This is a genomic window from Scytonema hankhaensis NUACC26 (assembly GCF_045865695.1).
In the GTDB taxonomy this organism is placed as follows: domain Bacteria; phylum Cyanobacteriota; class Cyanobacteriia; order Cyanobacteriales; family Nostocaceae; genus Scytonema.
Window position 1 is genome coordinate 17,160 of record NZ_BAACAP010000250.1, and the last position, 21,376, is coordinate 38,535.

20 protein-coding genes and 1 pseudogene are annotated in these 21,376 nt (G+C 42.6%); 7 read left to right on the forward strand and 14 right to left on the reverse strand.

The window, feature by feature from the left end:
* The first annotated feature begins 502 nt into the window (after nucleotides 1-502).
* On the forward strand, nucleotides 503-1,525 hold the full coding sequence (gene ygfZ / locus ACKTT2_RS46790) for a CAF17-like 4Fe-4S cluster assembly/insertion protein YgfZ (protein ID WP_407899659.1): 1,023 nt from the start codon (nucleotides 503-505) through the stop codon (nucleotides 1,523-1,525).
* A 181-nt stretch (nucleotides 1,526-1,706) separates the two neighbouring features.
* On the opposite strand, the gene ACKTT2_RS46795 is transcribed toward ygfZ, so the two are convergent.
* From ACKTT2_RS46795 to ACKTT2_RS46825, 7 genes and pseudogenes are all read right to left on the reverse strand, one after another.
* Nucleotides 1,707-3,026 carry a flavin monoamine oxidase family protein gene (locus tag ACKTT2_RS46795; protein ID WP_407899661.1) on the reverse strand — a complete coding sequence of 440 codons (1,320 nt, stop codon included), beginning with the start codon at nucleotides 3,024-3,026 and terminating at the stop codon, nucleotides 1,707-1,709.
* A gap of 1 nt (nucleotide 3,027) precedes the next feature.
* On the reverse strand, nucleotides 3,028-3,996 hold the full coding sequence (locus ACKTT2_RS46800) for a DUF5331 domain-containing protein (RefSeq protein WP_407899663.1): 969 nt from the start codon (nucleotides 3,994-3,996) through the stop codon (nucleotides 3,028-3,030).
* 93 nt (nucleotides 3,997-4,089) lie between these two features.
* Nucleotides 4,090-4,409 (reverse strand): annotated as a pseudogene (locus ACKTT2_RS46805) ((2Fe-2S) ferredoxin domain-containing protein).
* Nucleotides 4,410-4,477: 68 nt separating this feature from the next.
* A complete protein-coding gene (locus ACKTT2_RS46810; RefSeq protein ID WP_407899665.1) occupies nucleotides 4,478-5,455 on the reverse strand; it encodes a cysteine synthase A in 978 nt (325 codons plus the stop codon).
* Between the two features lie 222 nt (nucleotides 5,456-5,677).
* Nucleotides 5,678-7,117 (reverse strand): hypothetical protein, encoded by a 1,440-nt coding sequence (locus tag ACKTT2_RS46815; protein WP_407899667.1) that lies wholly within the window; start codon nucleotides 7,115-7,117, stop codon nucleotides 5,678-5,680.
* Nucleotides 7,118-7,208: 91 nt separating this feature from the next.
* Nucleotides 7,209-8,132, reverse strand: coding sequence for an SDR family oxidoreductase (locus ACKTT2_RS46820; RefSeq protein ID WP_407899669.1), 924 nt, complete (start codon nucleotides 8,130-8,132; stop codon nucleotides 7,209-7,211).
* A 434-nt stretch (nucleotides 8,133-8,566) separates the two neighbouring features.
* Complete coding sequence (locus ACKTT2_RS46825; RefSeq protein WP_407899671.1) at nucleotides 8,567-9,199, reverse strand: DedA family protein; 633 nt, start codon at nucleotides 9,197-9,199, stop codon at nucleotides 8,567-8,569.
* 433 nt (nucleotides 9,200-9,632) lie between these two features.
* On the opposite strand from ACKTT2_RS46825, the gene ACKTT2_RS46830 reads away from it, so the two are divergent.
* Nucleotides 9,633-9,986 carry an STAS domain-containing protein gene (locus ACKTT2_RS46830; RefSeq protein WP_407899673.1) on the forward strand — a complete coding sequence of 118 codons (354 nt, stop codon included), beginning with the start codon at nucleotides 9,633-9,635 and terminating at the stop codon, nucleotides 9,984-9,986.
* Between the two features lie 473 nt (nucleotides 9,987-10,459).
* Here the strand turns inward: ACKTT2_RS46830 and ACKTT2_RS46835 are convergent, their stop codons facing one another.
* Nucleotides 10,460-11,014 (reverse strand): Npun_F5560 family protein, encoded by a 555-nt coding sequence (locus ACKTT2_RS46835; RefSeq protein ID WP_407899931.1) that lies wholly within the window; start codon nucleotides 11,012-11,014, stop codon nucleotides 10,460-10,462.
* Between the two features lie 209 nt (nucleotides 11,015-11,223).
* Complete coding sequence (rpsF, locus tag ACKTT2_RS46840) at nucleotides 11,224-11,550, reverse strand: 30S ribosomal protein S6 (RefSeq protein ID WP_407899936.1); 327 nt, start codon at nucleotides 11,548-11,550, stop codon at nucleotides 11,224-11,226.
* A gap of 343 nt (nucleotides 11,551-11,893) precedes the next feature.
* Here rpsF and ACKTT2_RS46845 point away from each other — a divergent pair, with 343 nt between their 5' ends.
* A complete protein-coding gene (locus tag ACKTT2_RS46845; RefSeq protein ID WP_407899675.1) occupies nucleotides 11,894-12,670 on the forward strand; it encodes a fumarylacetoacetate hydrolase family protein in 777 nt (258 codons plus the stop codon).
* Here ACKTT2_RS46845 and ACKTT2_RS46850 read toward each other — a convergent pair whose 3' ends face one another.
* A complete protein-coding gene (locus tag ACKTT2_RS46850) occupies nucleotides 12,671-13,147 on the reverse strand; it encodes a Tic20 family protein (protein ID WP_407899677.1) in 477 nt (158 codons plus the stop codon).
* Between the two features lie 84 nt (nucleotides 13,148-13,231).
* Nucleotides 13,232-13,429 carry a hypothetical protein gene (locus ACKTT2_RS46855; RefSeq protein WP_407899679.1) on the reverse strand — a complete coding sequence of 66 codons (198 nt, stop codon included), beginning with the start codon at nucleotides 13,427-13,429 and terminating at the stop codon, nucleotides 13,232-13,234.
* A gap of 272 nt (nucleotides 13,430-13,701) precedes the next feature.
* Here ACKTT2_RS46855 and glyA point away from each other — a divergent pair, with 272 nt between their 5' ends.
* The 3 genes from glyA (at nucleotide 13,702) to ACKTT2_RS46870 (ending at nucleotide 17,891) form a co-directional block, all read left to right on the forward strand.
* Nucleotides 13,702-14,985, forward strand: coding sequence for a serine hydroxymethyltransferase (glyA, locus tag ACKTT2_RS46860; RefSeq protein WP_407899681.1), 1,284 nt, complete (start codon nucleotides 13,702-13,704; stop codon nucleotides 14,983-14,985).
* A 460-nt stretch (nucleotides 14,986-15,445) separates the two neighbouring features.
* Complete coding sequence (locus ACKTT2_RS46865) at nucleotides 15,446-16,489, forward strand: glycosyltransferase family 4 protein (protein ID WP_407899683.1); 1,044 nt, start codon at nucleotides 15,446-15,448, stop codon at nucleotides 16,487-16,489.
* 130 nt (nucleotides 16,490-16,619) lie between these two features.
* Entirely contained in the window at nucleotides 16,620-17,891 is a 1,272-nt protein-coding gene (locus ACKTT2_RS46870; protein ID WP_407899685.1) for a competence/damage-inducible protein A, read from the forward strand.
* On the opposite strand, the gene ACKTT2_RS46875 is transcribed toward ACKTT2_RS46870, so the two are convergent.
* Nucleotides 17,859-19,628, reverse strand: a complete 1,770-nt coding sequence (locus ACKTT2_RS46875) for a protein kinase domain-containing protein (protein WP_407899687.1) — start codon at nucleotides 19,626-19,628, stop codon at nucleotides 17,859-17,861. The genes ACKTT2_RS46870 and ACKTT2_RS46875 overlap by 33 nt on opposite strands.
* A gap of 187 nt (nucleotides 19,629-19,815) precedes the next feature.
* On the opposite strand from ACKTT2_RS46875, the gene ACKTT2_RS46880 reads away from it, so the two are divergent.
* Nucleotides 19,816-20,841, forward strand: coding sequence for an HlyD family secretion protein (locus ACKTT2_RS46880; RefSeq protein WP_407899689.1), 1,026 nt, complete (start codon nucleotides 19,816-19,818; stop codon nucleotides 20,839-20,841).
* A gap of 101 nt (nucleotides 20,842-20,942) precedes the next feature.
* On the opposite strand, the gene ACKTT2_RS46885 is transcribed toward ACKTT2_RS46880, so the two are convergent.
* Both ACKTT2_RS46885 and ACKTT2_RS46890 read right to left on the reverse strand, forming a co-directional pair.
* Nucleotides 20,943-21,197 carry a hypothetical protein gene (locus tag ACKTT2_RS46885; RefSeq protein ID WP_407899691.1) on the reverse strand — a complete coding sequence of 85 codons (255 nt, stop codon included), beginning with the start codon at nucleotides 21,195-21,197 and terminating at the stop codon, nucleotides 20,943-20,945.
* A complete protein-coding gene (locus ACKTT2_RS46890; RefSeq protein WP_407899693.1) occupies nucleotides 21,187-21,345 on the reverse strand; it encodes a hypothetical protein in 159 nt (52 codons plus the stop codon). Before ACKTT2_RS46890 ends, ACKTT2_RS46885 begins: the two co-directional genes overlap by 11 nt.
* Between the last annotated feature and the right edge of the window lie 31 nt (nucleotides 21,346-21,376).

The following is a 21,376-nucleotide window of genomic DNA, read 5'->3' on the forward strand; positions in this document are numbered from 1 at the left end:
TGTAAAATTCCTGAGAAATTAAGTAGTTTACATTTATAATTTATATTTTTTTTACGCAAATGTGATTAAGAATTTTCTTAATAATTAACCACAAGCTAATGACAGTTGGTGTTTTGGCGTTATCTGAAGTGAAGAAGGTATTTCATCGGGGTAGATGTTATTTTTTACATCTACCTTTTGATATATATTTATTTTTAAAATAAAGTTTTGACCAAATGATTTGAAATTATTATATAAAAAATCTCAATAGTATTCAGTTTTTATAAATTTGTAGTGAGCTACTCTATAAATTTGCAACTACTTATGCTTAGCAATAGGGGTTGAATTTTCGCAAACTGAACGACCTTACTCTGCCATCCTTTCTAATAGAATTGTATATTCACTACTTACTAGTTGGCTCAATCGAATCTATCAGGCGCTCGCTGCGACTATTGAACTGGAAAACTCAGATCTGATAAGATTTTCATGACAAAAACGTGAGAAAGCGGGACTTTTCATCACTATGGCTACATCTGCAATTGATGTCAATGATGCAGCAGCTATCAAAGCCGTGCAAGAAGGGCTTGTAGTGTACGATCGCACTTCATGGGGACGCATAAAAATTTCTGATGATGACCGCCTTCGTTTTTTGCACAATCAAAGCACTAACAATATTCAGCAGCTCAAACCCGGTCAAGGATGCGACACAGTTTTTGTAAATTCTACCGCTCGCACCCTCGATTTAGTAACAGCTTATATTCAAGATGATGCAGTCTTACTACTCGTTTCACCAAATCGCCGAGAATTTTTGATGCAATGGTTGGATCGCTACATCTTCTTTGCTGATAAGGTGCAATTAACAGATGTAACTAATGAAACTGCTACCTTCAGTGTCCTTGGACCGGGGAGCGATCCTGCGATCGAGAAATTAGGAGCTGGGGCTATTATTGGTCAACCTTACGGAACTCATCTGCTCATCCCTATTGCTGGTCAAGAAGACAAGAGTATTCTAGTTGCTGTTGGAAGTGGTTTGGCTTCTCCTGGCTATACTTTAACTCTGCCAATTGCTGAAAAAGAAAAAGTTTGGAATCAACTGGTTGAAAATGGGGCAGTATCGTTAAGCGATCGCGCTTGGGATATGTTACGAATATTGCAAGGACGACCGGAACCAGACCGAGAACTTACTGAAGACTACAATCCCCTAGAAGTAGGATTGTGGCAAACCATTTCTCTGAACAAAGGTTGCTATATAGGACAAGAAACCATTACCCGCTTAAACACCTACAAAGGCGTCAAACAGCACCTTTGGGGTATACGTCTCACCGCCCCCGTTGAATTGGGAAGTCCGATTACTATTGGAGATGAAAAAGTTGGTAAGCTAACAAGTTACACAGAAACTCTTGATGGTCATTTTGGACTGGGTTACATTCGCACTAAAGCTGGTGGTGCAGGGTTAAAAGTTTTTGTAGGAGATGTCGAAGGTGAAATAGTTGAAGTGCCTTTTATTTCTTATGAGTATCCGGATTCAGATGTGTACGAGAAGTAAATTCTTCCGGATTGTGGGGTAGGCGTCCTCGCCTGCCCTCTCGCTAACGGGCGGGACGCCCGTTCCACAAGAAGGTTATTTTTTCCACAAGAAGGTTATTTTTTCCACAAGAAGGTTATTTTTTCCACAAGAAGGTTATTCTTACCACAAGAAGGTTATTTTTTCCACAAGAAAGTTATTTCTACAATAAAGCAACAACATCACGAGCAGCTTTTTGTCCAGCCCGAATAGCACCCTCAATATAGTTAACCCAAATACTAGAACGTTCTGTACCTGCCCAATGAATTCGCCCTGCAGGACTGTTGAGGGCAGAACCGACTGTAGTTAGCAAACCAGGTGGTAGCGCCGAAATACATCCACCAATCCAAGGTTGGTCGTTCCAATCAAACTGTACCAATTCTAAAGGTTGTTGTGCAGCCTCACCAAAAGTTTGTCTAAGAAATGCCAAGAAAATTTCTTTACGTTCTGACTCTGGTAATTTGGAATAATCGGGAGCTAGCAATCCAACAATCACTCCTTTGCTGCCATTTTCTGGTGAAATATCAATCGCCTCAATTTTGGTATCAATACTGAGAAAATGACCAGTGGAAATTTTTTCCTGCCAAAAAGGTTGTTCGTAAACAGCATGGATTTTTATCCAACTCATTGTCTTCCACCCTTCTATAAGTTGGCGGTGTATAGGAGGTAGGGGAGGATGAAATTTAAGACCGGCTATACTCTTGGGCATCATTGCCACAATAACTTGTTGAGCGCGGATAACTCCATACTCTGAAATCAGTTGAACAACAGAACCATCATAACCTGATATTTCTGTCACGGGCGCATTAAGCACAACCCTGTTTCCCAAACGTTCTGCAATATTCAAGGAGATTTGTTGCGTCCCTCCAACTAAGCAAAACTCCTCGGCTGTTTCTAGAAGATCGTAAAATCCTGCTGTATGGACAAAATGCAGCATCCACAAAAAGGAAACTTGATTCGGATCGCCACTTAAAATTTGGCGCACGCATCCCTCAAACCAAGCTTTTGCTTCATCAGTTGTTGTATTTTGCTCAATCCAAGCACCCATTGCGATCGAATCTAATGCTTCCGCATCAGGAGACTTCCAAGGGGTTTTTACCGGAACTGTCAAGCATAAAGCTTCAAACTTTGCCATTGCGCGAGCAAAATCTTGTTGAGCAATCTCCGATTCAAATGTTGGAGACGCTTCGAGCATTGTCCATTTTTGCCGAAAGCCATAAAGTGTTTGACCTTCAAACTTTCCTCTCTTCGTGGTTATGCCCATCTCTTCAGCCAACGCAAGTAAAGCTGTTTGAGTCGGTCCCACCCAAGTCCCGCCTTGTTCGACATAACCTCCTGATTTCAGAGGATAATTGAGAGTCCGCCCGCCAACTCGCGAATTGGCTTCTAATACAACTAAAGATTCAATACCTAATTTGTGCAGTTCCCAAGCCGCACTTAAACCGGAAATACCTGCACCAACAATTGCAACGTTTACATCCATTTCACAATTTCGGATTGAGCTCTTCTGCACTCCATTCCTTGCCTTGGCAAAAATCATCTACCCAATTGGCTAGATGACACAGTTGCCTTTTCGGCAATAAATTCTCTTGTTTGTGACAATCTTCCTGGGGTATTGTTACGAACGGGCTTTTTCTTTCCGCATTGTTATCCATGACAAAGTGTGATTCGCAATTTCTTTGCCCTTCTTTATCAAAAAGTACATTATTTGATATATAAGTACTATTGCTTGTCCGCTCAGACGTAGCAACTGCAATAGGAATTGTACAATTTTTTTTAATTTCCAATTCTGTGGAGATGTCAAGAGACCGAAAAAATTTGCCTTGAAGCGTCACCTCCTGGGAAAAATAGGAAAACCATGGAATAGATATATTGTTAGTTTCGACAGGAAGAGTCGCAACTGCAACTGGCTCTACTGTCTCGCTTTCACTTTCTACGTTAGGAGAAACACAAGAATTTCCTAATGATAAAGACTGGTTCTGACTTTCCTCTTTGATGGCAATTCCATTAGAAGTTAAAGAATTATCCTCATATAATGTTCCAGTCGTTACTTCACTGGAAGTCACAGATTGATTTTTACGTTCTACTTCAGTAGTAGCGGTACTGGAGTTTGAAGATATTCCGTTGAGCAAATTTTCTTGTAAAAAAATATTGGAAACCTGGTGAGATACTTCAGATCCATTCAATAAATATGAATGCTCTTCAGGGTTAAAGTTAAGACCCAAAGCTGACACAATTTCATCTGGATCGTTATTCAGTTCTACAAGAAAAGGAAGAAGTTGCTCGAGTTGGGGTTCTAAAATAGACAGAGTTGCCAAAATAAAACTAGAGGAGGGGCGACGCAATCCGTCATACGTTCCCCACACTCGTACTTTTACAAGCCACGAACGATTTTTGTAGTAGTAATTCACCCACTTGAGTCTCAAAGACTGGCGAATTTGCTGAATATTCATTGAAAGGAGTTAGTGGTTAGCTGCTAGTTGTTAGCGGCTAGTTATTTTAACTACTGTACGGGTGCAATGCCTTGCGCCCCTACTAACCACTAACTACTTAATACGTCGATAACATCGATAATAGAGCATTGGTGTCACTCTTTTACACTTTGTAGGTGCTGTTCTACCAGTAGAGGTACTTCGTTGGGACGAACACCACGATACCAAATTCTTTCAGGCAATACCAAAACTATCGGTCCATTGCCACATTGTCCCAAACAGCCACAACCCGATACTGTTACTCCAGGGACTGACTGTGCTTCAAAGGCGGCTAAGACTTTTGCAGCACCCTGCTTGCGACAAGTCCGATTTTGGCAAACGCGGATACTTTTGGAAGAATCGGATTCTGGGGTTACTGGTTTGTCATTTGTCATTTGTCATTTGTCATTTGTCATTTGTACTAGTCCCCAGTCCCCAGTCCCCAGTCCCCAATCCCTAATCCCTAATCCCCAATCCCTAACCCCTTAGATTCTAACCATTCAGGGTTAAAAATTCGTGATTGGTAGCGAGAACCGCTATCACATAAAATGGTGACAATAGTATGCCCAGGTCCCATCTGTTTAGCTAAAGCAACGGCAGCACCAACGTTAATACCTGTGGAACCCCCCATAAATATTCCATCTTTTCGCAACAATTGATAAACAACTCTGAGGGCTTCTTTGTCGTCAACTTGAATCGCATCATCAGCTGGTGCGCCTTCCATGTTAGCAGTGATGCGACTGTTCCCAATTCCTTCTGTAATTGAATTTCCTTCAATCTTGATTTCACCTGTCTTGATATAGCTGTACAATCCACTTCCCATTGGATCGGCTACAACACACTTGATGGCTGGATTTTTTTCTTTTAAATACATTGACACCCCAGCAAAGGTTCCTCCAGTCCCTGTTGCGGATACCCAAGCATCAATTTTGCCGTCTGTTTGCGACCAAATTTCTGGACCTGTGGTTTCATAATGAGCGCGGCGATTTGCTAAATTGTCAAACTGATTTGCCCAAATAGCATTTTCCATCTCAGAGGCTATTCTGCCAGAAAGTTTAACGTAATTGTTCGGATCTTTATAGGGTACTGCGGGAACAGGACGAACTTCTGCACCTAATGCCCGCAAAGCATCCATCTTTTCTTGGGACTGAGTGTCAGGAATGATAATGAGGCATTTGTAGCCCTTGGCGTTACAAATATGTACTAGTCCAATACCCGTATTACCTGCTGTGCCTTCTACTACCGTACCACCAGGTTGAATTAATCCTTTTTCTTCAGCATCTTTAATGATGTATAATGCGGCTCTATCTTTGACGGAACCACCAGGATTAAGAAATTCTGCTTTACCCAAGATTTCGCAACCAGTTTCTTCACAAAAGCTGTTCAGTCGAATAAGTGGTGTGTTTCCTACAGCACCCACAAAACCATTTTTTATATCCATGTTAAATTGACTCGCGTTCAGGTTTTGATTAACTTAACTTATAAATGATTTGTTGTAGCTATTCCCTTCTCGCTCTTATGATTACCTACGATTGTAGGGTGGGGCGATGCCCACCAACGGCAAACGGTGGGCATCGCCCCACCCCACAGTACCTAGATTTTTTCACAAATCAGATAGGATTGCTACAGATTATGTATTTTATGCAAGTGGAGAAAATCGCTGCTATTCAAGAAAATGGACGGGAAAGCGATCGCCCACCTCACGAATCCATCGGTCGAACTGCTCCAAAGTCAGCGCTCCAGGGAGTGGATAGCGTGCCTTAATTGTTCGCGGTAACTCTGTATAATAACGAATAATAGTGGCAAAGTCGCGTGGATATTTATCTGGTTGTACCCCAATAAAACTACCCCGTTGGCGTGCTCGTTTCAATAAAGTTTGCCAACGCTCGATTGGTACCAAGCGAATTGAATCTACCCCGTTTGAAAACAGCATCATGTAGATCTCATCGTAGGGAGCGTTGTTATCCAAATAATGTTCCAGCCATTGAAATGAGGGTTCCATGTTGAATTTCACCCAGAAAGGCACAGAGCCAGTGCGTAATGTCCACATTGGTTCTAGCTGAATAAATGACTCCACTAAAAGCCGATTTGCCTCGATCTGACGCTGTTTGTACCACCAGTGATACAACTGGGCTACAAAAGGACTGAGATGTTCGGGTTCTTGAAAGACAATGCGCCGAACCTTGTAGCCACGCATCTTGGCAAAGCTTTCAATATCATGACCTAGCGCTGGCTCAAACCCCCATTCGGATTCCGGTCGATTTCCATCTGGTAATGGTGCTTTCCATTGGCGATAAGGCGATTGGTAATGCTCCAGAAATTTGGCAACGACTTCGCCGCCCTCAAGAAACTCCTCTGGTGTCACGCCACCCAAGCCGCCAAACTGGAAGATGTGGCGATCGCTCACTTGCGTTGTTGGATTTTGGCGCTGACATTCTATAATAAAGATTGTGCCTCCGGGTGGTAGAGACTGTTCCAAAAATTGCTTATAAGCTTCGCTTAAACGTAACCACTTCACCCGAAAGTAGGTCATTGACTGCACCATCAAGCGATCGGCATTTGGATCGAACATATGGTGGAGCTTCAGATCTGGATTGGCTGCCAAAAGTGCATCTGCATATGGCTTGCTCCACTCCAGCACTTCGGAAGGAGAGTCGGGATGAATACTCATTGGATGGCGTACCGGAATGAGCGTCGTCTGAGGCAACCACGGCATTCCTAATGCTGCACATAGATGTACTAGTGCTCCGCTAGAAGAGCCGATAGCCACGGCGGGGTACTGTTGTTGCGGATATTCATTTACAATCCATTGCGCGATTGCTTCCGAACGCACATCTGACAACCGCTCGGGCGCAATTGCCTCATTAGCACCACTAGCATAAAGGAACTCGCGCACAGATTGCGGCATTTGGTTGATTAGCAGTGCCAGTGGTTCTACCGCCGGAGATTGCATTCCCACTCCAGGAAAGTCCTCTCCACGCAAGTAAGCCGCTGTAGCACGGAGTAGCCCAGTGGCTGAGTCAAAGTTTGCCGTGTATGGAGGAGCAAATCGTAATCGAGCAGTCAAAGAATTCAAGACTTGACTGTAGAAAGGGGATTTCATTCAATTTATTTTTAGTTATTGGTTGTTAGCATTTAGCAATGCCATTAGCACGTCTGTTGCGGGATTCCGCCAAAACCCTAATTTCTTACCACTACATCCAAGGCAGCAAGCCGCTTAACTCCCCTGTGTGCTTCCAGTTGCCACTTACATTGGTATACTCTGGCATTGGCTCGAAGAGGTTACCCTCTGTAGGGGCAGCTGGCTTTTTCTGGAGGTGATTTTGGTCTACCTGTTGCGCCATCGTCTGTTCGTATAAATCTGGCGTGAGGGTACTTTGAAGTCCCATCACGTATCCAATAGCACCTACAATGACTTCTCGCTGTGGGTGGCGTACTAGATTTGTAATAGTCTCAGCTACTTGCTCAGCCGAGTAAACCGGGTCCATTGCTTTAGGCGCACGTCCAGTATAGTTAGCAGCTTGTTGAAATAGAGGTGTGTCGATTGTTGCAGGAAGTACGGTACAAACATGAATATCCGATGCTTTATCTAAATGCAACTCCATGCGAAGACACTCTGCCATTGCTCGAATACCATGTTTAGAAATAACATAGGCACTTGTGTAGGGTTGACCTCCCAATCCCACAATTGATGCTACATTAATCAAAATGCCGCTTCCTTGTTCTCGAAATTGGGGTAGGGCAGCACGAGCCCCATGAATGTAACCGAATAAATTTGTCTCAATCACCCGACGAAATACATCAGATGGGGCTTCCTCAAATCGGGCAAACAGTGTTACTGCTGCATTGTTTACCCATACATCCAAACGTCCAAACATTTCAACGGTTTGCCTTGCCAAGTTTTGAACTGCGGCTTCGTTTGTAACATCAGTTGGCACGACAACAGCTTTGCCGCCAATCTGTTCGCAAGCAACTGCTACCTCTTGTAATGCAGCTTCCCGTCGTGCTGCTAGCACTAGAGTTCCACCTTGTTGAGCAAATTTTAAGGCAGTGGCACGTCCAATTCCACTGGACGCCCCTGTAATTACGATAATGGAATCTTGAATTCGTCTTGGCATACGCTTTGCCGTCTTTATAATACTACGATCGCTCGTTAGTCCGATCTTCCCTATCAACATTCCCCCAATATCTTGTTCGGATGAACCTCTTACAAGGTTGTTCGATAGCTGTCAATGCCAACGGCACACATAACGGCGAAGGTACGAGTACACTACTACGAACAAACTATATCGCTCGGTTATTACTCCCTGGGAGTGCTCTTATGATTACCTAAACAGGTAAGGTGGACACTGCCCACCCTACAAAGTGAGTGGAATTTTAGAGTGGAAAGGGAGCGATCGAACATGATATCGAGGCATATTGATGCAGGTGTACCAAACTGCTGAGATGCCTTATATGTTGATGCATAAACAAGAGATTCTACTTCTGTCATAAGACAGGGCTTAGAGAATTATAGGTAAGTAGAGAATTTTCTGTTTAATCTGCTTAATTTTTACTCTTCATTGCTCATTTCCTTCACTTTCCGCGATTCTAACCACAGGGGAATGGCAATTACAGCTACTAGAATGAGCAACGCTGCGATCGCAAACTGGCTTACCCAAGCTACAAGTTGTTCCAAGGAGACTATTTTCCCAGCAAAAAAAGCCAGTGTTACCATGACGCTAGCCCAAGCAAGTGCTCCTGCTAAATTGCACAAAAAGAATTTTCCAAAGGGCATTTCTGCTATACCTGCTAGAGGTGCTGCAAAAATTCTTAGCAATGCAAAAAAGCGTCCAAAAAACACTGCCTTGACAGCATTTTCACTAAACTGGTCTTTTATCGTCAATATTCTTGTTTCTGAAATTCTGAATATGCTAGCTAGCCTGACAAGTAGAGACCAGCCACCAATTCTACCTATCCAGTAACCGCAAGTACCTCCAATAGCAGCACCTGCTACAGCGGCGCTGAGAACTAGCCAGTAATTTAGTTCCTTACTTCCAGCTAAAAAACCACCCACTAGGGTCACAGTTTCGCCAGGGAGGGGTATCCCTAAATTTTCTAACAAAATTCCCAAAAAAATTGCCCAATAGCCATACTCGTGGGCAACCTTCTGGATGTTTTCTAGTGATATGAATTCAAGAGACATCCAGCACCGCCGTCTTTACAATTTTTTACTTTCTCCTTTATGTTGACTCGTTTTTATGCCATGTGTCAACAAATTTACTCAGTTTAATGTGCCATTATCTACTAACAATTTTTTTCCTTTTTTCTACCATATCTATGTCATTTTATACGTAGGTATAAAAATTTTTAATAAAAACTTTACAAAAAGACGAAAAATATGTAAAAATTATGTAAAAGACATGGTTGATACTGAAATCCACAAATAGTTATGCCTATATTGGGGAAAGTTAGGACAAATTATACGACATGGATACTGAAGATATCAGTCTTGACCATATCGCTGCTATTTCCCAAGTAATTGGTTAAGAAAGCAGCATTTTTAATGGTTAAAAATAAAACGGTGTCTATGTCTGTTTTTTGTTTTCGTACAATGTTTCAACTACCCAGTGAAATTCATGACTATCACAACAGACTGTCAAGTAATCCTGTTCAAACCTGAAGGACGCATAGATTTGCAAGGAGGAATGGCTCTTAGCGAAAAAATGACTGCAGTGGTTGCTCAATGTAACCAACTCTGGGTTATTGACCTAGCTAAGGTTGATTTTATGGATAGTTCCGGACTAGTTTCCTTAGTTAAAGGATTAAAAGTTGCTCGTCAAAGTGGTTGTCGCTTAGTTATTTGTAACGTACAACCTCCTGTCAGATTGATACTAGAACTGACTCAATTGGATTCTGTGTTTGAAATTTTTAGCTCTTACGAAGACATTTTTATGGATACTAGTGAGAAGAGTCTAGCTGTAGCAAACTAAAGATTTAAAACGCAATCGCAAATATTATTAGTGGTGCTTGCTTGTATTTTGCAGGAGATTATTTTTCCTATCCAATTCTGAAGATTCTCTCAATGAATCCATAACAGATAGGTTACTTCATAGTTCAAACTGATTTAATTAACGCTCATTAACCTCATAACTTTTTCCCACAAACTGCTTTGCTAAAGTAACTTTTGTCTACAGCGTAAATCTTTAGCAATGAAAGTACCACTATTTGTTCCAAGCTTTCATCAATTAGCCATTACCATTTGTTGTAATATGTTATGCCAAACAAATATTAGCGTCAGGCGAAAAGTTTTCGGCGAACTATAACATTTCTTTAAACTGGGTGTACTCTATCTTCTTCAAATCTCAAAAACTTAATGGTTTGGCACAACAATAATCTCCTGCAACTGGGAAAAAGTTATCACTTAACTCACTGGTCACTGGTCACTAGTCACTGGTCAGGTGACTCAAGCGTTTTGGGGTGAAATATTGTTTTGTGGAGATGCAGCACGTGGAAAATTCGGCAAATCTATACCGCTATGACTAGCTGTACGAGTTTTTAAAGCTAAACGATAGCTCACACTTTGAAGTTCGGCTTGTAATTGGCGGTTTTCCTGTTGAAGCATTGCCACCTTTTCTCGAACCGGAGCCATTCGTTCTTCAAATTTCCGGCGGTATATATGAGGCAATTCTTGTACCACTTGCTCTAGCATACGACTGCGATCGGTAAGTTCTTGTACTGATTGCCGTAATTGATATATCTCGACATCACGAGTTGATATTTGTTCTTGATAAAACGTTACTTGCTGCTCAACAGCTTGGAGTTGCTCTCGCAATTCATGCAACTGGCTCAGATGACGCTCCGACACCTCTGTTTGGGGCATAAAGTTGGTGTTGCCCTTCACTAGACGAAAGAGTTCTTGAGACAGCTGTTGCACGAGTTGATCTCGAAGCTGCAATTCTTGACGCAGTTTCGACACTTCAGCTGAGAGAGCTTGGATTGTGGAATCAGTTTGGCTCACCGTGCTTGCAGCTCCCATTAAAAATATTTTTTACTTTATTTGTTACTACAGTATTCGTATTTTGGCAAGTAATAGTTAATGTAGCATTACCAGACGAATCGGCAATAGATTTTTTGTTAGTGGTTGGTGGTTAGTGGATAGTGGTTAGTAGGGACGTAAGCTTTATAGTCTATGTATACTACTAACAACTAACAACTAACCATTAACCACTATGCAGCAGTTGTTGTAGGCTCGGCTTTTGCTTCTTGAACTTCTTGCTTGACGGTCAAGTAGCGAATGACTTCTTCGCTCAAACGCATAGCGCGTTCCATAATAGCGATCGCATTACCGGGTGCGGTGTAGTTCATTTGAATATACACTCCGTCTCTTTGCCTTGCGATTTCGTAGGCGAGACGGCGCTTTCCACGATTCTGAATTTGGATATCTTCAGTTCCTTGTTCCCGCAGCAAGTTTTCGTATTTTGCGATCGCTTGCTCTACTTGTTCGTCTGTCAAGTCAGGACGAAGGATGTACATTGTCTCGTAAGCTGTTGCCACTGTTTTAAACTCCTTTTGGGCTGTATGGCTGCCGATGAGAATTGGTACAGGTAGTTTTTCAACATATCCTGCACTTATTAACACCATTAGCAGCAAGGTGTAATTGATACTGTTTGATTATAATCGGGAAATTTTTGAGATGAAGCCTAACCAAGTTATCTCTGACTCGATAGCTGCAACCTTAGATTTGGATAACGACCCGATTGAACCACGCGGAGTGAATGCACTTCCGTTATAGCCTTATAATCTTACCAGTTTTTAATTATAGTACTTTCATAAATCGCCATTATAATTTTTCATCTGGTGGCGGTTCAATTTGCTGAATAAGGAACTAACTAACTTTATGGCACAACGCTACGTGCGAGTCCAAAATCCCAAAGGACAAATTTACTACGGCTTGTTACAACTCTCCTTGAAGGTACAGGTACTTGATGCTCCGCCTTGGCTTGATGGACAGCCAACCGATCTGGTATTAGAACCAGATAGTTACCACATTCTTGCTCCCTGTGCGCCCTCAAAAATTATAGCGGTAGGGAAGAACTATGCAGAACATGCAGCAGAAATGGGAACGGATGTACCAAAAGAACCCTTGCTCTTTTTCAAGCCGCCAACATCTATAATTGCTTCCTCACAAGACATCTATTATCCGCCTCAATCGCAACGGGTAGATTATGAGGGAGAATTAGCACTCATCATTGGTGATGTGACTTTTCAATGTACGCCAGAGGAAGCTCAAACAAAAATTTGGGGTTACACAATTGCCAATGACGTAACAGCAAGAGACTTGCAGAAACGCGATAATCAGTGGGCGCGGGCTAAAGGTTTTGACACTTTTTGTCCCCTTGGACCTTGGATTGTCCGTGAGTTAAGCCCTGGTGCTCGAATACAGACTTTTTTGAACGAGAAAGCGGAACCCGTCCAATCTGCTACTATAGACCAGATGGTATTTCCCCCTGATTTTGTTGTCTCTTACATTAGTCAGGTAATGACCTTGCTACCTGGGGATGTCGTGCTAACAGGGACACCGCCAGGAGTCAGTCCATTACATTCAGGCGATCGCATCCGAGTAGAAATTGAGGGGATTGGACGGTTAGAAAACACAGTCAAAACCCGTCAATAACTAACGAACCTGCATATAAACGGCATCAGAAATAGCAGGAATTTCTGCGTAACGTCCCATCAAAGATTGAACAACAGAATAAACAACTGCTGCGACTATGCCTAAAAAGATTGTTGTCGATAAGGTTTGTGCTGCAAAAGCGATACCGGGAAGTGCCACGAGTCCCAAAAGTATACCGCACAAATAAGCAACAATGTCTAAAAGTAACGCTTGCATGGTGTTGAAACGAATGAAGTGAGCAATTCTTTCGTTTCTAACTACTAAAAAGAACAACAAGAAGAAAATAATAAGTTCGCCATATGGTCCTAAAATACCGTAGATTGTTAACACTGGCTGTAGGGGCAAAAACAGTACAGCCAGTGCAGGAAACTCTGTAAACAAAGAGATTCCGAATGCAAGTGCACCAATCAGAGGCAGTAAATAAGGTAAACAAGCAAACAAGCGATCTGAAACCGTGGTAGACCCGCGCCAAGCCATCGTGCGTTCTCCTATAGTTAAAATTTAATAGTTACATGACCCTAGAATAACGCAGTTCACCAATGGTTCTGGTAAAACCTCAGATTATTCAACACGAACAACTAGGAAACCCATTAAACACTCGTACCGGTCAGGTTGCTGTTCGTTGGTATTACGAATAGCATGACCGCAACGAAGTTGACCCTGACGCCAACGAGGTTGACCGCTACCATCAGCTAGCAAACAGGACTGACAAACTTGTTGAGGAGCAAGTATTTGGTTTTCCATCATAATCATTAGCATCCAATACCTCCTGTAAATTCTGACTAATGAGGGATACTAAGCTAATTTAAAAATTTATTGTATGCTGGAATTATGCGATGTAGTAAAAAATAATACATTAATTAACTGGAATCAGTGACCACCTGACTAGTGACCAGTGACCAGTGACCAGTGACCAGTGACCAGTGACCAGTGATTTTTGACGTAGACTTTATATGCTGGATATAAGACACGTGCTTTGCGTGGCTGAAAAAATTCCAGTGTCAACATCTCTATCTTAAGGATGACAACAAGTGACTCTCACTAACTCAGATTTTCTGACATCTTCCGATCCTGCGATCGCGGAGTTAATTAACCACGAACTACAGCGCCAAAGGGATCACTTAGAGCTCATAGCCAGTGAAAACTTTACTTCAGCTGCTGTACTGGCGGCTCAAGGTTCTGTTTTAACGAACAAGTATGCTGAAGGGCTACCCGGTAAACGTTACTACGGTGGTTGTGAATTTGTGGACAAGGTTGAGCAACTAGCTATAGATCGTGCCAAACAATTGTTTGGTGCAGCGAGTGCTAACGTACAACCTCATTCTGGCGCACAGGCGAATTTTGCTGTATTTTTGACTCTGCTAGAACCAGGGGATAAATTTTTGGGCATGGATTTGTCTCATGGCGGACACCTAACTCACGGTTCGCCTGTGAATGTTTCTGGGAAATGGTTCCAAGCGTACCACTACGGCGTTGACAAAAAAACAGAACAACTAGACTTCGACCAAATTCGAGAGCTGGCGCTTAGGGAGCGTCCAAAGCTTTTGATTTGCGGTTATTCTGCATACCCTCGTATTATTGATTTTGAGAGATTCCGTAGTATTGCGGATGAAGTAGGAGCGTATTTACTAGCGGATATTGCCCACATCGCTGGTTTAGTGGTTACTGGTCATCATCCCAATCCAATTCCTTATTGCGATGTTGTAACAACAACGACTCATAAAACCCTACGCGGTCCTCGTGGTGGTCTCATCCTAACTCGCGATGCAGAATTAGGTAAGAAGTTCGACAAATCAGTGTTTCCTGGTACGCAAGGCGGACCTCTGGAACACGTAATTGCAGGTAAAGCTGTAGCGTTTGGAGAAGCTTTAAAGCCTGAGTTCAAAATATACTCAGCCCAAGTCATTGAAAATGCTCGTGCCTTAGCAAATCAACTACAAAAACGGGGATTAAAGTTAGTATCGGATGGTACTGATAATCATTTGCTACTAATAGATTTACGCTCCGTTGGTTTGACTGGCAAACAAGCAGATAAATTGGTCAGTGAAGTCAATATAACTGCCAATAAAAATACAGTGCCTTTTGACCCAGAATCACCATTTGTAACGAGTGGTTTGCGTTTGGGTTCTCCTGCTATGACAACGCGAGGTTTGGGAGTCGAAGACTTTACAGAGATTGGTAACATTATTGCCGATCGCTTGTTAAATCCAGATTCCAAGCCAGTTGCAGAAGACTGTCGGCGACGTGTCAAAGCATTGTGCGATCGTTTTCCCTTGTATCCGCACCTACAAATTCCCGTACCAGCTTTAGCTTAATTGGGGATTAGGGATTGGCGATTGGGAAATTAAGAGCTAATTATCTTCCCCCTCCATCCGGAGCCTCTAACTGGGAATGCCTTCCCTCGTTCCCTCGTTCCCAGGCTCAGCCTGGGAATGCCTTTAAGGAGGCTCCGCCTCTAGTATTAGGAATGTCCAAGAAATAAATTCTCTTGGATTGTGGGGTAGGCGTCCTCGCCTACCCTGTTGCTAACGGGCGAGACGCCCGTACCACAAGAAATTTTTAGAGACTTTTTTATTTGAAAGTCGTCTGGAGAACTTGCGCGAGGCAGAGCCTCGCAGAACTCATTCTCAGGCTGAGCCTGGGAACGAGAGAGGTCAGGTGGTCACTGATTTACAAAAATCCCCTGTCGATAAGAAGCAGTTGATGAAGTAGATAAATGTAAAGAAATCCATAGTGGATTTTGAAATGTAGAACCTAACCTATTAATAAATACAGATGCAAGTTCAGATATATCATCTGATTGCGTTCCTTGTTGCTGCTGTAGTCGTTCTCTGGACTACACCTGATGTTAGAAACATGGGCATTAAAAGCGGACGCTTAGATAGACCAAATGACCGAAAAGTTCATCAGTGCCCAATGGTACGACTGGGAGGAGTTTCTATTTTTGCAGGTGCGATCGCCTCCTTACTAATTATCTGGCTTTTAGGTGGATTTGGAAATCTATCAACTGATAAAGAATGGCAAATCTGGGGAGTAATTTTAGGCGGCGTAGGATTTTTTACAATTGGTTTAGCAGATGATTTATTAAACCTGTCGCCCATGACAAGGCTGATGATGCAAATGGTTGTTGCGGCGGGTGCATGGAAAGCAGGTGTAAGTATAGATTTTTTGAGCATTCCTACAGGCGGAATAATTCAACTTGGTTGGTTGAGTTTACCCATCACACTGCTGTGGTTGGTAGGAATGGTTAATGCAATTAACTGGATTGACGGTTTAGACGGATTAGCTGCAGGGGTATCGGGAATAGCAGCTTTGGTAATTCTCGTCGTTGCTTTGTTTATGCACCAAACAGCTGCAGCCATAATAGCAGCTGCCATAGCTGGTGCAACACTAGGATTTCTTCGTTATAACTTCAACCCCGCACAAATTTTTATGGGAGATGGCGGGGCTTATTTTATTGGATTCACCCTAGCAGCAGTGAGCGTGGTTGGTCTAGTAAAAACTGCTGCTACTGCAGTATTGCTGCCATTTTTAATTCTAGCTGTACCAATTGTAGATATGTCAGCAGTGATTTTGGCACGACTTCGCCGTGGTAAATCACCTTTTACAGCAGATAAGAGTCATTTGCACCATAGATTGTTACGGGCTGGTTTATCTCATAGATTAACAGTTTTATTTATTTACTCTTTAACCTTGTGGGTTGGAAGTTTAGCATTAGCTTTTGCTGGTATCCCCAGTGGTATTATTTATACTTGTGCTACTACCTCGTTGCTCATTTACGCGACTTGGAGAGTATGGAGAATTGCGAGACAAGCTTAGTTGGGGACTGGCGACTAGGGGCTGGGGACTAGGAAGAATAAGGTAGAATAACTATACCTTATACCCTATGCCCAATCCCCATTGCCCCTTATCCCCAGAGGGGGCCCCGAGTTCCCCAATCCCTAATCGCATGAGCGCAGAAATTATTTGTGTTGGAACCGAACTGCTATTAGGAGATATTCTTAACAGCAATGCTCAATATTTGGCACAGCAGTTAGCCAAATTGGGCATACCTCATTTCTATCAAACAGTTGTAGGAGATAACTCACAGAGGTTAAAGCAAGTTATAGAAATTGCTACTCAGAGAGCGCAAATTCTGATTTTCACGGGAGGTTTGGGTCCCACACCTGACGATCTAACCTGTGAAACCATCGCTGCTTTTTTTAATTCTCCTCTGGTGGAACGTCCGGAGATCGTTGAAGAGATAACTCGGAAATACGCTCAACGCGGACGAGTTATGACCCCTAGCAATCGCAAGCAAGCCTTGATACCTCAAGGGGCAGAGATTTTACTCAATCCTACGGGGACAGCACCGGGTATTATTTGGCAACCCCGCACGGGACTAACTATATTGACTTTTCCCGGTGTATTTAGTGAAATGCAACGGATGTGGGAAGAAACTGCTGTAGCTTATCTTAAGAGTCAGGGTTGGGGCAAAGAAATTATTTACAGTCGAATGTTAAGGTTTTGGGGGATTTCGGAATCAGCTTTGGCAGAAAAAGTTGCGGCTTATCTCAATTTACCAAATCCAACAGTCGCCCCTTATGCTGCTAGGGGAGAGGTTAAGTTAAGGGTTTCTGCTAAGGCTAGTTCAGAAGTTCAAGCGCGAGAATTTATTGCACCTGTTGAGCAACAGATTAAGGATATTGCAGGATTGGATTATTACGGTGCTGATAATGATACCCTTGCTTCGGTTGTGGGAGAGTTATTGCGGAGTGTTGGACAAACTCTTTCTGTTGCGGAATCGTGTACTGGTGGTGGGTTAGGGCAAATGTTAACAGAGATTTCTGGCAGTTCTGAGTACTTTTGGGGTGGAGTAATTTCTTACGATAATTCTGTTAAAGAGAGGATTTTGGGTGTAAATTCTAAAGATTTGGCAGAATTTGGAGCGGTCAGTTCTATTGTAGCTGAGCAAATGGCATTGGGAGTGCGATCGCACCTTGCAACAACTTGGGGGTTAAGTATCACAGGGATTGCAGGACCGACAGGCGGTACAGAAACCAAGCCTGTTGGTTTGGTTTATATCGGATTAGCAGGACCTAATGAGGAAGTAGAAAGTTTTGAATATCGTTTTGGTGCAATGCGAGGTCGAGCTTTGATTCGTCATGTTAGTGCGTGTACTGCGTTAGATAATTTACGGCGCAAATTGTTACAAATTTGCGCGTCGCAAACTCCAAAGTAGTATGCCCCCACTCAAAGGTAAAATAATTAACCAGGCCAAGAAAGTATCAAATAGAACTCTGTTCGTCAACAATACCCTGCCCAAAAAAGTAATAGCCCCACCAGTCAACAAACCCCATACCCAAGCTTTATTCACAACTCCTTGCAAAGCAACCCATTGGGACAATCCCAGCATAAAACCAAATGCTATGCGGGCGAGTAAGGAGTTGAAAAATAATTTGAAAATGAATATCCCAACTGGAACGCTTAACATAAAACCTACAAGATTGAGAGACAGCCACTTCAGCCAAAACTTCCATCCTACGTGCGGGCGTACATTTTGCATGGAAGTAGAATAAGACTGTTGCACCTGGGGAGGTTCAGCAGGAATTTCTTGACGATATTGAGGTGGAACTGATGGTGGTGGATAATGTTGTGGTTCTTGAGGATTGCTTGCAGGGGGTCGCCGTGTTGAGGGTATTTGTTGTTGTGGTGGAACATACGGCGATGAAGGTGGATTTGGTACATATCCTGGTGGATATTGGTTGAGGGATACTGTAGATACTCGGAATTCCATTTGCCCCAATCGTAGAATAGTACCTTGATGAAGTAGGGCTTCTCCCGTTATTAAAAATTGTCCATCAATCGCTGGTGGATTGTTTGGGTTCATCGAACGCAAATAAAAGCACCTGTGCTGAGTTTTAAAAAAGATTTCTACGTGCAGTCTTGATACTGTTGGTTCCGACAAAACTAGGTCACACACAGCCGGATCGCGTCCAATGCGAAAAACATCAGGTTGTTTTGTGGGTTGATTTTCGAGAATTTTTTGAGTTCTGATTTGCCCGTTTTCAAACCACTCCAAACTGAGTTCGTGTAATCCTGTTGTTCGCGTGGGAATAATAGTTGGTGAGATATCTTGGGAAAAATTTTGTTGATATTGCAGTGCTTGTAATGCTTCTTCGGCTGACTGATAGCGCTGTCGAAAATCATAACGCACCATTTTATCTAAAATATCTGCTAATGCTGGGCTGACTTGTGCGCGATGACGCCAAGAAATTTCTCCTGTATTGGGATCTTCAGTCAGTTTATGGGGCATAATGCCTGTCAAGGCTTGAATACCTATCATTCCCACAGCATAAATATCACTGCTTAATCTGGGGCTTCCTTTGGTTTGTTCGCTAGGCATATAGCCTGCAGTCCCAATAGCGACTGTTGGTGTTGTGTGTCCGCGAACATTGACTTGAGTTACAGCTATTTCTTTGACTGCACCAAAGTCAATCAGAACAATTTTGCCATCCTGGCTGCGTCGAATTAAATTCGCTGGTTTAATATCGCGATGGATAATACGACGCTGATGGACAAAGGCAAGGGGTTCGAGGATGCCTTTTAGCAGGTTAATAACATCTAATTCGCTGAAATAGTTTCCAGAAGTTAATTCTGTACTTAAGGATTGACCGTCAATAAATTCTTGAACTAAGAAAAATTCTTGATTTTCCTCAAAATAAGCCAGAAGTCTAGGAATTTGGTCGTGATTACCCAGTTGCTGTAACACTTGTGCTTCTGATGCAAACAAGCGTCTTGCGACTTGCAAAGTGTTGGGGTCATTAGATTTAGGTTTTAACTGCTTGACAACACACTGAGGATTTCCAGGCAGTTTAGTATCATCTGCAAGGTAAGTTTGACCAAAACCTCCAGCACTTAAAACTTGCTTAATTTGATAACGTCTATCTAATATTTCCCCCAACATATTTCGTGCCAAAGGTTTTTGGTATATATGCTACCACAGTGACCAGTGACCAGTAATCAGTAACCAGTGACCAGTGACCAGTGACCAGTGACCAGTGACCAGTGACCAGTGACCAGTGACCAATCTCCTACTTTTGATGTATTGACTGCTCTCTTAAATACCACTATTCCTAAGTTCGTTGCCTTAATCGGGGTCGTTTATGGAAAGTTCCAATTCTTCTCAACAAACTCAGCCCGGTACTGCTTTGGAGGAACAAACGAGTCTAGTTGTCGCGGACTCAAGTAGCGATGCTCAACCCGCATCACCCTCTCGTCGTTATCTGCTTCCTAAAGTCTTACTGGGGACTTTGTTATTTGCAGGGGCGGTTGCTGCTGGAATTTTTACATATCGCTGGTGGCAGTACGGTCAAAAATATCAGCAAACGGATAATGCTTATGTCAGTGCCAATGTTGACCCTGTTACATCTCGTGTATCGGGTATCGTGACTCAAGTGGCAGTTAACGCTCATCAAATGGTATCGCCGGGAACTGTGTTGGTGAAGATCGATCCCCGTGAATATCAAGCATCCTTGATACAGGCAAAAGCATCTCTAGAATTAGCTAAACAGCAAGCCGCATTGGCACAAGAAAATATCAAACTCATTGCGGATAATAATTATGTGCCGTTACCTGTACCTATAAATAGTGACGCCCAATCGCAGCCACAAGCTCTCAATCGGCGAAGAGATATCAATCAACAACAGTATAAAACAGCAGTAGCTGCGATCGCACAAAAAGAAGCCGAGGTTAAACAAGCACAGCTTCGTCTCTCTTACACCAACATAGCTGCCCTAGTAGCTGGTAAAGTTAGTCAAAAAAACGTCCAAGTAGGGCAGCAAGTACAAGCAGGGCAAACCCTGATTACAGTCGTAGAACCAAATCCTTGGATTATAGCGAATTTTAAGGAAACTCAGTTAGAAAAAATACAAACCGGTCAAAAAGCAGATATTAGAATGATCGCTTTTCCCGGTAAGACATTTCGAGGTACGGTAAACAGTATATCTCCCACTGCTTTTGGTAAAGTTGCTCCTTTAAAAGGAGAAAATACCACAGGTGATACAACAAGAAGTTTAAATGAGCAAAGAATTCCCGTGAAAATTCTGTTTGAGCCAGAAAGCGTTCGGGGTTATGAGGCTAAAATGACCCCTGGGCTGTCGGCTATTGTCACAATAGATACAAAAAAATAATTTGCTATCTATTTTAGTGGTTCATCGCATTAATGATGAGGGGCTGCAAGATCCCCGACTTTTCTAAAAAGTCTGGGATCTGAGCAAACCGATCGCTAAAACTACTGAATAATGGCATTAACTGGTTGTGTAGCAGTATCTACAAGCACAAATTGATTGGGACTGAGAATGACGTTTAAATATTCCAAATCTCCCACGAACGCTTGATTAGAGAGGGCGATATCTACTGCATATCCTTCAGGATTTTCGTAGCACTCTACAACAGTACCCACAGTATTTTCAGGAATAACTCGAGCGCTAAAATCTGCTTGCACTTTTACCAACGTTTTTATTTTGTCGTAAAGTTTAGCTTTCATCACTATAAGCCTCTGATTTTTCTACTTCTAACCAATTTGTAATCAATCTAAGTGTATTTTTGCCATTATCAATCTGCCAAGTAGTAACAAGAGTTCCCTCGCTTAATTCTTTATAAAAGTTTACAGAAGAATCAAGAAGATATATCATAAATTCTTTCCAAAAGAGCGATCGCCTAGAG

Excerpts from the sequence above, each read along its gene's own strand:
- ygfZ (WP_407899659.1), top strand. The coding sequence starts at position 503 with ATGGCTACATCTGCAATTGATGTCAATGATGCAGCAGCTATCAAAGCC.
- ACKTT2_RS46795 (WP_407899661.1), bottom strand. The coding sequence starts at position 3,026 with ATGGATGTAAACGTTGCAATTGTTGGTGCAGGTATTTCCGGTTTAAGT.
- ACKTT2_RS46800 (WP_407899663.1), bottom strand. The coding sequence starts at position 3,996 with ATGAATATTCAGCAAATTCGCCAGTCTTTGAGACTCAAGTGGGTGAAT.
- ACKTT2_RS46810 (WP_407899665.1), bottom strand. The coding sequence starts at position 5,455 with ATGGATATAAAAAATGGTTTTGTGGGTGCTGTAGGAAACACACCACTT.
- ACKTT2_RS46815 (WP_407899667.1), bottom strand. The coding sequence starts at position 7,117 with ATGAAATCCCCTTTCTACAGTCAAGTCTTGAATTCTTTGACTGCTCGA.
- ACKTT2_RS46820 (WP_407899669.1), bottom strand. The coding sequence starts at position 8,132 with ATGCCAAGACGAATTCAAGATTCCATTATCGTAATTACAGGGGCGTCC.
- ACKTT2_RS46825 (WP_407899671.1), bottom strand. The coding sequence starts at position 9,199 with ATGTCTCTTGAATTCATATCACTAGAAAACATCCAGAAGGTTGCCCAC.
- ACKTT2_RS46830 (WP_407899673.1), top strand. The coding sequence starts at position 9,633 with ATGACTATCACAACAGACTGTCAAGTAATCCTGTTCAAACCTGAAGGA.
- ACKTT2_RS46845 (WP_407899675.1), top strand. The coding sequence starts at position 11,894 with ATGGCACAACGCTACGTGCGAGTCCAAAATCCCAAAGGACAAATTTAC.
- ACKTT2_RS46850 (WP_407899677.1), bottom strand. The coding sequence starts at position 13,147 with ATGGCTTGGCGCGGGTCTACCACGGTTTCAGATCGCTTGTTTGCTTGT.
- ACKTT2_RS46855 (WP_407899679.1), bottom strand. The coding sequence starts at position 13,429 with ATGCTAATGATTATGATGGAAAACCAAATACTTGCTCCTCAACAAGTT.
- ACKTT2_RS46865 (WP_407899683.1), top strand. The coding sequence starts at position 15,446 with ATGCAAGTTCAGATATATCATCTGATTGCGTTCCTTGTTGCTGCTGTA.
- ACKTT2_RS46870 (WP_407899685.1), top strand. The coding sequence starts at position 16,620 with ATGAGCGCAGAAATTATTTGTGTTGGAACCGAACTGCTATTAGGAGAT.
- ACKTT2_RS46880 (WP_407899689.1), top strand. The coding sequence starts at position 19,816 with ATGGAAAGTTCCAATTCTTCTCAACAAACTCAGCCCGGTACTGCTTTG.
- ACKTT2_RS46885 (WP_407899691.1), bottom strand. The coding sequence starts at position 21,197 with ATGAAAGCTAAACTTTACGACAAAATAAAAACGTTGGTAAAAGTGCAA.
- ACKTT2_RS46890 (WP_407899693.1), bottom strand. The coding sequence starts at position 21,345 with ATGATATATCTTCTTGATTCTTCTGTAAACTTTTATAAAGAATTAAGC.